Annotated in this window: 9 protein-coding genes; 3 read left to right on the plus strand and 6 right to left on the minus strand. The window is 39.1% G+C overall.

The annotated features are described in order from the left end of the window. Window positions 1–573: 573 nt before the first annotated feature. From ACKTT2_RS49770 to ACKTT2_RS49785, 4 genes are all read right to left on the minus strand, one after another. Window positions 574–3867: a GAF domain-containing protein gene (locus ACKTT2_RS49770; RefSeq protein ID WP_407900539.1), complete on the minus strand. Its 3294-nt coding sequence runs from the start codon at window positions 3865–3867 to the stop codon at window positions 574–576. 585 nt (window positions 3868–4452) lie between these two features. Beyond that, a complete protein-coding gene (locus tag ACKTT2_RS49775) occupies window positions 4453–4830 on the minus strand; it encodes a response regulator (protein ID WP_407900540.1) in 378 nt (125 codons plus the stop codon). 10 nt (window positions 4831–4840) lie between these two features. Further along, window positions 4841–6823, minus strand: a complete 1983-nt coding sequence (locus ACKTT2_RS49780) for a PAS domain-containing protein (RefSeq protein WP_407900541.1) — start codon at window positions 6821–6823, stop codon at window positions 4841–4843. Between the two features lie 256 nt (window positions 6824–7079). Further along, window positions 7080–9404 (minus strand): response regulator, encoded by a 2325-nt coding sequence (locus tag ACKTT2_RS49785; RefSeq protein WP_407900542.1) that lies wholly within the window; start codon window positions 9402–9404, stop codon window positions 7080–7082. Window positions 9405–9628: 224 nt separating this feature from the next. Here ACKTT2_RS49785 and ACKTT2_RS49790 point away from each other — a divergent pair, with 224 nt between their 5' ends. Continuing rightward, window positions 9629–10672: a VOC family protein gene (locus ACKTT2_RS49790; RefSeq protein WP_407900543.1), complete on the plus strand. Its 1044-nt coding sequence runs from the start codon at window positions 9629–9631 to the stop codon at window positions 10670–10672. Window positions 10673–10728: 56 nt separating this feature from the next. After that, complete coding sequence (locus tag ACKTT2_RS49795) at window positions 10729–11334, plus strand: YdcF family protein (RefSeq protein ID WP_407900544.1); 606 nt, start codon at window positions 10729–10731, stop codon at window positions 11332–11334. Between the two features lie 53 nt (window positions 11335–11387). Here ACKTT2_RS49795 and ACKTT2_RS49800 read toward each other — a convergent pair whose 3' ends face one another. Together ACKTT2_RS49800 and ACKTT2_RS49805 are read right to left on the minus strand one after the other, a co-directional pair. Next, complete coding sequence (locus tag ACKTT2_RS49800; RefSeq protein ID WP_407900545.1) at window positions 11388–12200, minus strand: DUF1838 domain-containing protein; 813 nt, start codon at window positions 12198–12200, stop codon at window positions 11388–11390. Window positions 12201–12413: 213 nt separating this feature from the next. Continuing rightward, window positions 12414–13547 (minus strand): acyltransferase family protein, encoded by a 1134-nt coding sequence (locus ACKTT2_RS49805; protein WP_407900546.1) that lies wholly within the window; start codon window positions 13545–13547, stop codon window positions 12414–12416. Between the two features lie 137 nt (window positions 13548–13684). Here ACKTT2_RS49805 and ACKTT2_RS49810 point away from each other — a divergent pair, with 137 nt between their 5' ends. Next, window positions 13685–14140 (plus strand): peroxiredoxin, encoded by a 456-nt coding sequence (locus ACKTT2_RS49810; RefSeq protein WP_407900547.1) that lies wholly within the window; start codon window positions 13685–13687, stop codon window positions 14138–14140. Window positions 14141–14220: the final 80 nt, after the last annotated feature.

The raw sequence follows: 14220 nt of genomic DNA on the forward strand, positions 1-14220 counted from the left end.
TGTTTTTACTCTACCCTAACCCTCCCGGATGCATTGGGGAGGGAACTTGATTTTCAGTTTCTCCCCTTTCACGCGTGGGGACTAAGGGGGGTAAATCAAACTTGTGTGTACACCGTAGCTTAAAAAGAGAACTTTTGTTAATTTTTTAGTTAATAACTATTAAAAATACCGCTATCCTCACGAGTTCCTCACAATTATCCCTTAAATTTTGAATTAAAGCGGAAAATTGTAATAATTTATACTGCTTATCAACTCTGAAGAAAAAGGTTGGTAATGAAGATGCTGCTATTTAGAAAGCCTTTTTGGGATGAAATCACAAAGAATATTGATTCTGGCGATAGAGGCTCTGGTAGAAAGCTTATCTTCAGTGTAAAAAAGGAGTAGTTCTACGCTTGTCGTTTACATAAATTTAAGATAATGGATATTTGAAAAACAAATTATTCGTCTTTTCGGGCGGAGACTTTAAGGATTTTTCCCCCCTTTTGAAGGGGGGATCGATAAGTACCTAAGATCGCAAATAACTACTTTTCAAACAACCGCTAACAATCCAGAATCCAAAAAGGGCTTGGCTCATTAACTCACCTTAAATGTCCGAACGCTAGCTTGTAATTCCTGAGAAATTTCTACTGTTTTTTGCAAAGATGAAGAAACTTGACGAGAAGAATTGCTAGTTATTTCTGAGACTTTAGCAATTTCTTGTATCAAACTTGAGACTTCATCGGAGGTTTGTACCTGAGAGACTGTAGCAGTGGAAATGGAATGTACCAATTTATCGATTTGGCGACAGACATCTAAAATATGGTTCAAACTTTGTTTGGTATTCTGAACGAGACGAGTTCCTTCAACGACTTGTGTTGTCCCTAACTCCATAGCTCTGACAACTTGATGGGTTTCACGCTGAATGGTAGCTACAATTTCTTCTATTTCGGAAGTTGCGGCACTACTTTGCGCTGCAAGTACTGCGACTTCTTCGGCAATGACGGCAAAACCATGAGTACCTTCACCCGCACGGTGCGCTTCAATACCAGTGTTAATCGCTACCAAATTGGTTTGCATCGCTATTTGCTTGATTAATCCGACTACACGAGAAATTTGCTGTGAAGATTCACCAAGTCTTTTAACTTTTTTGGCGGTTTCTCCGACTGTTTCTCGTAAGGACATAATATTTTCTACTGTCAAATCCATTGCTGTACCACCAGTTTCTGCAGCATGATAGGCAGTCCGAGCAACCTCTGCAGCTTGTTTAGCACTTTTTGAGACGGCTGTGATGGAGAGTCTCATTTGATCTATAGCATCTAGAGTATGACCAATTTCTTGGGTTTGTTTGAGCGATTGCGTTGCTAATTGATTCATAGCTCCAGAGTTATCTGCGATCGCAGCATTTACTTGAGTCGCCGCCACTTTGACTTGAATCACTATTTCTCGCAAATTCTCCAATATTGAGTTAAAAAAGTCAGCTACAGTGCCAATTTCTCCAGAGGTAACATCGGCGCGTACAGTCAAATCCCCTCTAGATGCAGCTTCCACATCGTCAATAAGTTTTAGCAATTGTAGTTGTAGCCTTTCTTTTTGTTGGCGTTGTTCTATGGAAACTTGTTCTGCTGCTAAACGTCCTTTTTCTGCTTGCTCTAAAAGATTCGCTCTCTCCAAAGCTAAACCCACAATTCCAGCAAATTGCTCAAACAAATCCACTTCAGAGTGCTGCCACAAGCGCGATTGCGAACATTGATGGGCAATTAACAAACCAAGCAATTTGTCACCCACTAGAATGGGGGCTACTAAATTAGCTTTCACCTCGAATGATTCAAGTTGTTGAATGTAACATTTAGATAAATTTGCTTGATAAATATTGCTAATTGCAATAACGCGACCTTGTCTGTATTTTTCGACATAATTTTTCAAGCAAGGGTCGTAAATCTCAGCGCCAAGAGAGCAAGACCAACCACCACCAACTGATTCTGCAATTACGCTTCCTTGAAAATTTTCGTTAATTTTGTAGATAACAGTTCGATCGACCTTTAAGGCTTTTCGGAGCTTTTGAACGGCAAGATTGTAGATTTCTTGTGAGTTATGAGTTTTAGACAAGCGAACAGCAATGTCTTCCAGTGTTTGTGTCACTTCTAACAAACTCACTCGTTCTAAAGTCAATCCGACTTGAATTGCCAACTGCCTTAAAAAATGAATTTCATAAGGTTGCCACACATAAGGTTTGGTACAATGATGAGCAATTAAAAATCCAAAAACGCAATTGTCTTTTATAATTGGTGTCACTAGATTTGCTTTAACTTGCAATCGTGCCAGCAACTTAAGGTGTTCGGGAGAAAAGCTGGCTTCCCAAACATCATTGGTAGCTAATACGCGCTCCTTGCTATAAGCTTCTATGATTTCTCGGTCAATACAGCCATCTTCAATTGTCTCTTGTAAAGCAACAGGAAACCCAAAATCGACTGACTCAGCTATAACTTTTCCATTTCCTTCAGCATTAAATTGATAAATAACAACTCTGTCTGCTTTAAGAGCAGTTCTTGCTTCTTTAACTGTTATGTTAAACAATTCCTCAGAATCTAATGACTGACGAATTGAAAGCAATACATTTGTCACAATTTTCAACCGTTCGGCTTCCGCCGTTTGTTCTTGTAACAGATATTGCAGTTGGTCTGCCATTTGATTGATGTTAGAACCCAAGACGGATAGTTCGTCTTCGCCTTTAACAGCAATTCGAGTATCTAAATTACCCTGTCCTAATTTCTTGACAGTTGTAGTTGCAGTTAAAATTGGATGCACGAAACGGTTGATAAAAATTGCCGAAATTCCACCAACGATTAATGCTGTTACTAATGTTCCAATTTGTAAAATCAGCAATAAATCTCTTTGGGCAGCGAGTGCTGTTGCTGTATTTGTACTTAAAACCAGTTTCCATTCCAAATCTGGCAACTTTTCTAATTTTTGCCAAGGTACATAAGTTATGAGTTCTTCAATATTTTCTTGTTGATTCCATAGAATTGATGTTTTCAGTTTTTTCCCAGAAATAAGTTGATTCCAATTAGGAATCGTATCTCCTACATTTTTTCCTAAATGTTCTCCATCTCTACACAAGAAAATTTTTCCATTATTATCTATTAAATGGTAATTATCTTGACTCAATTGTTGAGTAAAAACAATCTTTTCTAAAAATTTTGAAGGTATAATGGCTCGGATAATATAAGGAATGTCACCAGCATTGTTTTTGATGGGTAATGCTAAATAAATTTTTGCAGATTCGTTTTTTTTTATGTTTAATGGTTGCCTAATGTATGGCGCTCGCGTTTTCAAGACTGTTTGAAAATATTCTTCATTTTTTTGATTGGGGATTGATTGACCTTTTGATGTGGCGATCGCATTTCCATTCATATCTAATATGGCAATGCTTTCATAGCTTTTTTCAACATCTAAATAGTCATTGAGCCTTGTTTCTATCTGAGTACGGTTAATTCCTTCACTGAATTTACTGTTTGATAGAGGTATAAGCTTGGAGATGATTTGAAGCTCTTCATAATGTCTCAGTATAAATGTGTTTACGCTATCTGCTAGTAACCTAGCTTTATCTTGTTTGTTATTGGTTATTTCTGCTGTTGTTGATTGCTTGACCATTTGGTAAGTCAGCATTCCAACGACGAACACAGGTAGAGTTCCAATAGCAAAGGCAAATGCGATCGCTTTTGTCCGTAAACTTGTACGCCGAAACCAAAATAGTAAGCGATTTGTATGCAAATACTGCTTATTGGTCTGCATATTATTGTTTTCTTCTAATAAAACAACCAATTTTGGCTTTGCCTCTTCAAAATTCTTAGCAGCAATATTTTTTTGAGAATCAACCATCTTAACCATGTAGCAATCCTTAAAGATAATGTGATTGAATGAGGAGATGTCAAGGTTTCTACTGGTAGATGCTTTGTGCTGATGCGTGTAGATATGTTGCGAGTTCCACGATGTCTTGGAGGATACTGTTGGCGGGTGAGTCGGACCCCTACCTCGATCGAGAGACAAGAAAAGGTTATTACTGGTAGATGCTTTGTGCTAATGACTCTAACGATAACGATGTTGCTAGACTCCCAACTTCTCTACCTTCAGGAGGATGCGTTTAAAGTTGTAATGGTGGACTCTTTTAATAGAACGATTACTATGTTCTGGGTTAATTGTCTTTTAGGATACGTAGTTATTCTTGGAGGAATATTCACAGGCGCGTTCTTCCCATTTCTCTTTGTTGGAAAGCTGAAACGGTTTCGATAAGTAGTTTTCTTAGTAAGAAAATAGCTATATACACATAAGTGCTTAGCGTTTGTCGATATTCTCATAATCATTTCAAGTAAATGTACTCACTCGAGAAGAGATAAAATGCGTATTCTGCACAAACTTAAAGATACACAAAGAATATGAGGAAATTCTGAGGGTAGAGGCTAGTCATAAAACTCTCTAAACCCACTTAAGTATGTCAGCAATCTGATATGGTAGCTTTAGAGGATCGAATGGTTTAGCAATAACCGCTGCAACCCCTAACTTGGTAAATCGCTCTAAATCGACTCTCTGGACTTTAGCTGTGAGCAAAATAACAGGAATTTTTTGGGTCACAGGATGACTTTGTAATCGCTCGAAGAGTGCTAAACCATCTATATCCGGCATCATCACGTCTAGTAAAACAGCATCCGGTTGTTCGGTTTGTGCTGTTCTCAATCCCTCAATCCCAGATAAAGCTGTCAGAACTTGCCAACGTCCGATTTTTTCCAAACTAGCCCTAATTACAGTACACAGGTTTTTTTCATCATCAATAATCAAAATGCGTTTTGCTGACATAAAGATAACCTTAGTTCCGGGATACTTTAGGAACGGTAAAGTTAAAAACGCTACCTTGACCTAAAACACTTTCTGCCCAAATTCTACCACCATGTTGCTGTACGATCGCGTGACAGATAGCTAGACCCAAACCAGTGCCTCCCTTTTGGCGCGAATCACTCGCATCAACTTGTTGAAAACGTCTAAAAATTACCTCTAGCTTATCTTGAGGAATGCCTCGTCCCCAATCTTGAACTTTAAACAAAACGCAATCCGGTAAATCTTCAACACTTAGGATAACCTGACTGTTTGGAGGAGAAAATTTAATGGCATTGCTAACTAAATTAATAAGAGTTTGAAGAATTTTGTCTGGATCTGCCCATATTTCTACAGAAGCAGGCAAGATCGAAAGAGTAATATCACGTTCTACTGCTAAAGATTGTAAAGTTTCTACGGATTGTTGCATGAGTGTGCCAGCATTACACTGCTGTTTAACTAAAACGACTTTGTTGGATTCTAAGCGTTCTAAATCCAGAATGTCATTCACCAACCTAACTAAACGTTCTGTATCGCTCGTGGCAATGGCTAGCATTTGTTGAGCAATTTCTGGTTGCTCGTTGAAAACTCCAGCAGCAAGAAGCCCTAAAGAACCGCGAATTGATGAAAGAGGAGTGCGAAGTTCGTGGCTGACAATGGAGATAAACTCATCTTTCATTTTCTCAATTGCTCGATATTCTGTAATATCTTCTACTGTGCCAACATGACCTATAAGTTCGCCTAACTCAGAAATTATTGGAACGGATTTCATTTGGCAAAATCGTATTGTTCCATCTCGATGAAGAGCACGAAACTGACAGGAGAATTTTTGGGGTACTGCTATTGTTGCATTTAACTGAGGCACGATAGTATCTAAGTCTTTAGGGTGAATAAATTGCATCCAGCCGTCCCCTAAACCTTCTTCTAAGGTAAAGCCACCAATTATTTGACAGCAGGGGTTTGAGTAAATATTGTTTCCTTGTGGATCGGCTTTGAAAATACCTACGGGTGCAAATTCGCAGAGAGAGCGAAATAGATTTTCACTACCCCGTAGGGCAACTTCTACTCGTTGACGTTCGTAAAGTTCTGCTTGTAGTTGTTGATAAAGCTGCTGTAAAGTAGCTTGAGAAGCTTCTAGTTCGTGAGTTCGTTGTTGAACTCGCATTTCTAATTCTTCATTAAGTTGCTGAAGGCTTGCTTCTGCTTGTTTGCGATAGCTAATATCCTGTGCAATTCCGACCAATCGCTGAAATTCTCCACTCTCATCCTTAATTGCGTACACCCGAGCTCGAATCCACCGTACCGTTCCATCAGGAAGAACGATCCGATACTCTTCATCATAATTTCCTTCAAGAACTTTGCTATAAAAAACTGCTTCCACATACTCTCGTTCTTCTGGATGAATATTATCCATCCATTCTCGATTATTGGCATACAAGCTTTCGCTTGAGCGTCCCCAGATTTTTTCATATGCGGGACTAACATACAAAACTTCAGAATTTGCTGTATTTGCAATCCAAAAAACATCTTGGATAGTTTCCGCTAGCAGTCGAAACCTCTCCTCACTTTCTTTCAGTGCAAGTTCTGCTTGTTTTCTCTCGGTAATTTCCATAACAGTGCCTAACATTCGCATTGCTTGCTCTTCATTGTTATAGATACATTTGCCCTTTGATTCCATCCAATGTACACTACCATCCGCCCAAATCACGCGAAATTCTTGATGAAAATTATGCCTAGAAATCCGAGCTTGCTCCAAAGATAAGGTTACCTTTTCTCGGTCATCTGGATGAATACAATCCATAACAGCGTTGTAAGTTCCTAGAAAAGTTCCTTCTGATAGCCCAAACAGTTGTTCGTGACCGATTGACCAAATAACGCGGTTAGTTAACACATCCCAATCCCAAATGCCCATATTAGCTGCTTCTAGGGCTAGGGTAAGTTGTTGATTAATATTTGCTAATTCTGTATTATTGCACATTTGTTAGTTGTTAGTTGTTACTCGCTTCTTACCACAAGATTACCTAAGTAGGGTGGGCATTGCCTACCATTCGCGCTTTGTAGGGCATAGCCCCACCTACAAAGATCGGTAATTTTAGAGCGGAAAGGGAGTAGTTGTTATTTATTATTAAACATCTCTAGAAATTAATTATGCATTACTCGAAAGTCTTGATAGGGGCGCAAGGCATTGCGCCCTTACATTTTTTCTGGAGATATCTATTGAATATGGGCATTTATTATTTTTTTCGTTCTAAACGATTAAGAATCCGAGTCATTAATTCCTGTTCTACAATTGGTTTCTGTACGTAATCGTCTGCTCCAACTGCATAAACTTGATGCACAATTTTTACGTCTGAATGTACGGAAAGAAATAATATAGGTAACCTATTCCAATGGCGATCGTTACGTACTGTTTGACATAACTCAATCCCATTAAAATCTGGCATTTCAATATCTAAAATAAGTAGATCGGGATTTGTCGCTTCTAATGTGTTCCAAAATTGTTGAGGAAATTGTAGGGTTGTGACTTGAAGTTCCCTAGGTAATAGTAATGTTTTGATATGAGAAAGTATTAACGGGTCGTCATCTACAATCAAAACTTTTGCTTTATTAACATAAGATGGATTAACAGCTTCTGTAATTCTGGAAATCACTTCATCAACAGGTGTATTTTTTTGTAAAAAAGTATATGCTCCAAGGCGTGCAACTTCTACACGATAATTTAATTGGTCTAATTTTGTAAAAACTATAACGGGAAGTTCGGGTTTTTCTTCTATAAGCTGGGCTAAAAAGTTTAAGCCATTCTCATAACTATTACCAAGAGCAATATCTAACAAAATAACATTTGGAGGCTGTGAAGCAATGATACTTTTTGCCAGAGTAAGATTTGTTGCCACCTCAACCTGCAAGCCCTGAGTGGCTGCTTCTTGTCTAATACGTTCTGTGAGCACAGTGTCATAGTCAACAATGAGTAATTTTGTTGATGATAATTGAGGAATAATAGGAGTTACAGGTACATATGGTTGTTGCTGTAAAATCTCTTTTAGTAATATTGTTAGTTTTTCAAATCTATTTAATAATAAAGCTGTATGTTGTTTCCAATTTGCTACAGTTTGTAACAAAAATTCGACTTCTCGCGCAGCTTTAGAACCTCTTAACAAACCATAGCTGCCAAAAGAGCTTGCTAGACGCTGAGCTTCTGCTTGTGCTTGTTGGAGTAATTGACTATCTGGTATACCAATAGATAAATGATTGAGTATTGTCTCAAATAATTGCAATTGTTCTGCCCAATTTGCTTGTGATTCTTCCCGTGTCTCCGATATCCCACCTAAAGCTTCTATTTTCGATTCTTCACTGCTTTCCAATGGAAGATAATTCTCTCTTTTTGGAGTCTTAAGTATATTTGGTCGTTGTTCAGTAATCGCTGAATTATTAGTAATAAAAGTAGTTTTTGCTAGAGAATTATTCTTAACTTCATCAAAGATATGCTCTTGTAATATTTTTTTAAAAATTATTATTAAATTTCGCAATCTATCTAATAATATGGTTATACTTTCCCTCCAAATTATTAAATTTTGTAATAGCAATTCGATTTCTCTAGCTACTTTTGAACCTAAGGGGAAACCGTAACTTCCCAACGAGCCAGCTAAACGATGAGCTTCTGCTTGTGCTTGTTTAAGCAAGGGAATATCTGGATTTTCAATTGATAAATTGCTCAGTGCTCGTTCAAATAAACTAAACCGTTCTTTGAGAAAACTCTCTCGAAAATCTTGCCAAGCTTGTGTCATTATAGCTAAGACTTCTGCTTCAACCTTAGAGGAAGATGAGGGAGATATCACCGACAAGGTGGAATTTTCTTCCTTATTTGACTTCTCTTTTGTTTTTCTATTTTCTTCGCTTAATCGATATCCCGCCCCATATACTGTCACAATGACATCTGCTGTTATTCCTGCTGCTTTTAGTTTCTGTCGCAAACCCTTAATTTGGGTTGTAACAGCTTCCTCTCCTGGAGATTCTGAGGATGGCCAAATACGATTGAGTAATTCATTACGACTGAATATTTTGCCCGGATTACGTAAAAAAAGCTCTAATAAACCATATTCTTTAGGTGTGAGATGTACGCGCTTTTTCTTATAGGAAACTTCGTTTGTATTCACATCTAACTGTAAATTTTCCCAAGTTAATACTGTCGGTAGAATTTCTCTTCCTCGCCGTAGTAATGCTCGAACTCTAGCCATTAATTCTGATAATTCGCAGGGTTTAACAAGATATTCATCTGCTCCTGCTTCTAATCCCTTGACGCGATCGCATATGCTATCTTTAGCAGTAATCATCATAATGGGTACTTGAAACCCTTCTTCGCGTAGTTGTGTGCAAACGCTAATTCCATCTAGCTCAGGAAGCACCACATCTAGTAAAATGAGATCGTAATCAAACGCTCTTACTAATTCAAGAGCTGTCTGACCATCTTTTACTACTTCGGTTTGGTAGTTATAACTTTTTAATGCTTTCTCTAAGAACAGAGCATTGTGCTGATTATCTTCTACCACTAGAATCTTCATGCAAGTGGACAAACTATTTTGCGAACTGAGGCTTTGAATGGACAATGCCTACCTTACTTGTATTTTATCAATCAAACAGGGTCTATGATAATACAAATTTTATGGTTATTTCTACAAAATTTTTGCGGCTCGCATTTTATGTGATATTTTATACAATATAAAAAATCTTGCCAGAGCGTTAAGGTCAGGTTGACAATAGCTTTGGTCAATTAGATCGAAATTTTATGTTTTCCCCTGGCATAGCTCAAGATCGACAACCTACTATTCAAGGCATCTACGAAGTCTGTATTGGTATTCAAGAACCAATTTCTGCCATTCAGTATTGGGAACAGTTTGGCTATCGTATTGGTCAGCAAGGGGAATTACCTACAGAGCGAGCTTACCAACTTTACGGTGTCAATTCATCTTTACGCTCAATTCGCCTTTATCACCAAAATGCGGATCATGGGTCGATCCGTCTCATGATTTGGCAAAACCCCACAAATGAAGGATTGAAAATGGGGTCAATGAAAGTGAAGGGAAATCGTTGGGCGACTACCCTAACTGCCGATGTACTGAATATCCTAAATCATATAGAAGACGCAAAAGCAGCAGGCTGGCCGATCTGGTACACCTACCCTCGTTGGGAAGTCATTTACAACAAAGAAAGAAAAAGCCGTCCTTTTATTGAACCTGCTGTTGGTGTAAGAGAAATGCTGATGTTACAACCTCTAGCGCGACAGGTTTTATTTGAGAGATTTGGTTATACTATGCCGAATTATGGGGTTATTAACGAAAGTTCTGCTTTGAAAACTAGCCAATTTACCCATATGGGTATGGTGATTCAGGATGACACGAAAGAAACTTTAAAATTTTATGATGAGGTTTTGGGTTTGCTGCGAGTGCGCGATGATGTGGAAACCAGTTATGAATCTTCTTTAGCAGGAAGAGAAATTTTTGACCTCCAACCAAAGGAAAAATTTTATGTCACAGCTTTTGACGATCCTCGTTCTTCCAAAACAGACTTATCAGCGGCTCGGTCTGGTAGACTTTACATCATTCGTTTTCCCGAGTCTGTCAAATTAGATTCCCGGTTTGAATTTGCACAACCAGGATGTTTGGGAATGTGTTTGTATACTTACCAAGTGAAAGGGCTAGATGCATATTGCGATCGCATCAAATCAAGTCCAGTACAAAAATACACTACAGTAGTGGCTAATGAGTTTGGGGAAATGAGTTTTTCCTTTGTTTCGCCTGATGGTTACTTTTGGACGTTGTTAGAATCCTAATAGAATTGTTACAAATATTAACAAGCTTATCAATTTGAAATCGGGGAATTCTCACAATGCCCAGTTATCAAACAAGAAAATACTGGTTCGGCTTGGTGTTGCTTGGCATTGCATCTGCAACCCTAATTGTCTTTGCAACAACAGCTTTTAGTATTTACATTTACGGCAATCCTAACAATGTTATCAAAGCTGATGCAGCGATCGTCCTAGGGGCAGCAGTTTGGGGAGAACAACCATCTCCAGTATTTCGCGAAAGAATCAACCATGCTATCAATCTCTATAAAAGAGGAACAGTTCGTAACATCATCTTTACTGGAGGGATTGGTGCGGAAAAAGCACGCGCAGAAGCGATAGTTGGCAAACGCTATGCTATGGAAAGGGGAGTCAAAGAAATCGACATTTTGATAGAGACTGAATCGCACACAACTTATCAAAACTTAAAAAACGCCCAAGAAGTTGCTTCAAAGAAGAAATTGAGAAAATTTCTAGTTGTTAGCGACCCCTTGCATCTCAAACGAGCAGTATTAATGGCACAAGATATGGGAATGGAGGCGTATCCATCCCCCACACCTACAACTCGCTATCGAAGTTTCAAAAGCAAATTTGAGTTTTTGATGAGAGAAACTTACTTTTATTTTGTCTACCTCGTATTAAAATACTAGCCATTTACCTTCAAGATTCCAGTCACTAGTCACTGGTCACTGGTCACTGGTCTCTAGTCACTAGTCACTGGTAACGGAAATCTTTCTCCAGCTAAGTAAGCATCAAAGTGCTTTTGAAAGTAAAGCCAGGAAGTCATATCTTCCCCCTCCATAAAAGCTGTGGGTGCATTCTTATACAAAGGAACGCGCTCATCAATCTCATTTTGAAGCAATTGTGGCAATCCTCTAAAGCCATCAACTTTACTACCATAAGCACTATATATAAGATGACCGGGGCTAGCACTCATCTTCATCCAGGGAAGCCATTGACCAATCCTGTCCCAACTCAGTCTTAGTTCAGTAACAGATGCAACATCGGGATTCAATAAATCTGTAGTTGGCACAGTTAACTTAAACAACTCCGCAGCTTGATAAGTCGTATAAGGACTGTAAGCTGCAAATTTAGGGTCTCCCCCTAGTGGGTTAGGGTAGACAGGAAAGATATCAAACACAAAAGTTGTGCTTTCTCCCTCAACAGGTGCGGGAAACTTGCCTTTAAAATGACCTTGCACTGGATTATTTGCAACGTGCATTACCGAAACGGTTTCACCAGTCCAAGGATTATCCCATCGGTGCAAAATTTCCTCTGTTTCTGGATTGAGGTAGTAAGTCAATTCGCGAGAGGTAAAATCCCAACTACCTTCTCCCGTGGGTATGCACCTGCTGACACTCATACCCACGATTTTAAATAAAAGTTTTTTCTTCTCTCCTGGAACAAAAGCATAAATGTTTCCCTTCCAAGCAAGAAAGGTAGATTCGTTGGAATTGAGAGACGAACGAGTTTTGACCCAGTGCTGGGCATCAAATTCTTTGATTTCCGCAACCATTGATTAACCTTAATCCCGCGAAAAGACTGCTAATCTTATAATTTTACAGAGCATCCCAATTTGGCACATTGCCTTCAGAATAGAATTCTGGGGCTATACAAACAAAGTCCACCTACGTGGACTTAGATATAAAGTCCGCGCAGGCGGACTTGGCTTGTATAGCTGCGATTACGAACATCGCTTGGTATTTTCCCAAATTGGGATGCTCCCATTTTACACCTTAACAAACCAACGCTGTCGATACATGACGTAAGCAACTGCTAACCATAACAGAACAGTCAGAATGGCAAACAACAAAGAACCATTGACTGTACCCATACTCGAGGCAAAAAGATTTTGATAAATCCACTCGTAAGTACTTAATGCTTGTTCTCCAGCACCAATTTTGGTTCTGACTAAGATTTTAATTAATAAAATTGAAGCAACAAAGATGGCGATCGCATTTAATCCCATCACTTCAAAAGGTTTACTCCAACGTCGTATCCGCCGCACTTCAATTAATTCGTAACAAGCTGCTAGTAACAATAATGCCCAACCACTTGTAAAAATTACGTAAGAACTAGTCCATAGCTTTTTGTTGAGAGGAAATGCTAAATCCCAGATTCCACCTATAATTACACAACTCAGTCCAAATAGAACTAAATCCATACTATTTTCAGAAAGAGTATCTTTTTTATTTCGTATCCACTGTCCGGTAAAGTAACCGATAAGGACGCTAACAACGGCAGGTATCGTGCTAAAAAGCCCCTCTGGATCTCCTAAATTATTAAAACCGTCTCCTTTATATAAATGTGTTGCGGGAATAATTAAACGATCTACGTAAGCGCCAAAATTCCCGAATCGCGTTAGCACTCCAGCACCATAACCGGGAACGGGTACATACATCATTGTCAACCAATAGCCAACGAGCAAAACTCCTGCTAGTATCCACTGTCCCCTACGAGGTAAATTGAGGACAGCAAGAGAAGCAAATAGGTACGACAAACTGATGCGCTGCAGCACTCCCATGATACGGATAGTACTTAAATCGAATGTCCAAACCCCCTTATTCCAAAAGCCGTTCAGTAGCACTCCCAAAGCAAATAAAATAGCAGCACGACGTAGAATCCGCCAATAAACAGATGCATCTGGTTTATTTTTTTCGGTGTATTTTGACAAAGAGAAAGCCATTGCCACACCGACAATAAACAAAAAGAAGGGAAATACCAGATCCGTTGGGGTACAACCATGCCACTGAGCGTGAAGTAGTGGTGCATAAACATTAGGTTCGGCGAGACTTGCCATATTAACAAGAATCATACCAGCGATAGTGATGCCCCGAAAAACATCAAGAGAAGTCAGACGCATAGACAGAATATTGCAAAAGATATTCTAAAGTACTCTGCCTCCTACTACTAATCAAGACGAAGCAAACCAATATCCAAGGTAAAATTTTGTTAAGTCAATATCATCAAATAAATTCCAGTTTTAGATCTAAACTACCCATGCCAATTAAAGTAGGCGACACCGCCCCCGACTTTACGTTACCTTCTCAAAACGGTACACCCATCAGCCTTAAAGATTTTCGTGGCAAAAAAGCTGTCATCTTGTATTTTTATCCCAAAGATGACACACCAGGATGTACGGCTGAATCCTGTGCTTTCCGCGACCAGTATGAAGTTTTTCAAAATGCTGGCGCAGAGGTTATTGGTGTGAGTGGTGACTCACCAGAATCTCATCAAAAATTTGCCACAAAGTATCAACTACCCTTTACCCTTTTGAGCGATAAAGGTGACCAAACCCGTAAATCTTACGGTGCAACCGCCGCTTTTGGTTTATTTCCAGGTCGCGTGACTTACGTCATTGACAAAGAAGGGATAGTACAATACGTCTTCGACTCCATGTTTAATTTCAAAGGACACGTCGAAGAAGCACTGAAAACGCTGCAAAATAGGGGATAGGGGATAGGGGAACTCGGGGTCCCCTCTGGGGATAAGGGGCAATGGGGACTGAGGACTGGGATTAACCCCTCTCTTTTCCT

Source organism: Scytonema hankhaensis NUACC26 (assembly GCF_045865695.1).
GTDB lineage: Bacteria > Cyanobacteriota > Cyanobacteriia > Cyanobacteriales > Nostocaceae > Scytonema.

What these genes read in the sequence shown, in the direction of transcription:
- ACKTT2_RS49770 (WP_407900539.1), bottom strand. Translation starts at nt 3,867, where the DNA reads ATGGTTAAGATGGTTGATTCTCAAAAAAATATTGCTGCTAAGAATTTT.
- ACKTT2_RS49775 (WP_407900540.1), bottom strand. Translation starts at nt 4,830, where the DNA reads ATGTCAGCAAAACGCATTTTGATTATTGATGATGAAAAAAACCTGTGT.
- ACKTT2_RS49780 (WP_407900541.1), bottom strand. Translation starts at nt 6,823, where the DNA reads ATGTGCAATAATACAGAATTAGCAAATATTAATCAACAACTTACCCTA.
- ACKTT2_RS49785 (WP_407900542.1), bottom strand. Translation starts at nt 9,404, where the DNA reads ATGAAGATTCTAGTGGTAGAAGATAATCAGCACAATGCTCTGTTCTTA.
- ACKTT2_RS49790 (WP_407900543.1), top strand. Translation starts at nt 9,629, where the DNA reads ATGTTTTCCCCTGGCATAGCTCAAGATCGACAACCTACTATTCAAGGC.
- ACKTT2_RS49795 (WP_407900544.1), top strand. Translation starts at nt 10,729, where the DNA reads ATGCCCAGTTATCAAACAAGAAAATACTGGTTCGGCTTGGTGTTGCTT.
- ACKTT2_RS49800 (WP_407900545.1), bottom strand. Translation starts at nt 12,200, where the DNA reads ATGGTTGCGGAAATCAAAGAATTTGATGCCCAGCACTGGGTCAAAACT.
- ACKTT2_RS49805 (WP_407900546.1), bottom strand. Translation starts at nt 13,547, where the DNA reads ATGCGTCTGACTTCTCTTGATGTTTTTCGGGGCATCACTATCGCTGGT.
- ACKTT2_RS49810 (WP_407900547.1), top strand. Translation starts at nt 13,685, where the DNA reads ATGCCAATTAAAGTAGGCGACACCGCCCCCGACTTTACGTTACCTTCT.